At 70.0% G+C, this 523-nt stretch carries 1 pseudogene; it reads right to left on the bottom strand.

Going from position 1 to position 523, the window contains the following annotated elements:
• Positions 1-523, bottom strand: a pseudogene (locus N4G66_RS45290) (DUF1254 domain-containing protein); the annotation flags it as partial.

The raw sequence follows: 523 nt of genomic DNA, 5'->3' as shown, positions 1-523 counted from the left end.
CCGGGCGGCGGGGATCCCGGCCGGCAGCGTCAGCCGGTAGTGGCGGGCGCCGTCGAACGGCTGACCCTCGGAGTCCGCAGCCACCGCCAGGTACTGGGATCCGACTCCCGTCAGGCGCATGCACATCGCGGGTGTGTCGCACGTGGCGATGTAGAAGAACGCGGTGCGCGAGTTCAGCGCCCGCCCGGAAGCGGGCTCGTTGAGCTGGACTCCGTCCGGGGTGATCTCCGGGGGCGGGGAGGTCCAGTCGTAACCGCCGGCGAAGAGCGGGTTGTACCAGGCCGAGCCCTCGTAATAGGTGAAGCCTTCCTGCAGGCGCGCGCGCAGGCCGACCGTGCGGCCGCTTGCGTTGCCGATCGTGACGGCCTCTTCCAGGAGGCGTCGCATCCGGTCGTCGGGTTTGAAGGCGTGGCCTTTGGCGATGCCGATCGCGCGGAACGCGCCGCCTGCCTCCAGGTCGCCCGAGTCGGCGGGCTGCTCCTGGACGAGGGTGTCGAGCAGTTCGTAGAAGGAGTAGTCGTTG

The sequence above is a fragment of the Streptomyces rhizosphaerihabitans genome (assembly GCF_025399795.1).
In the GTDB taxonomy this organism is placed as follows: domain Bacteria; phylum Actinomycetota; class Actinomycetes; order Streptomycetales; family Streptomycetaceae; genus Streptomyces; species Streptomyces rhizosphaerihabitans.
The sequence above is the reverse complement of the archived record's forward strand: the minus strand, read 5'-3'. Positions and strand labels throughout refer to the sequence as shown.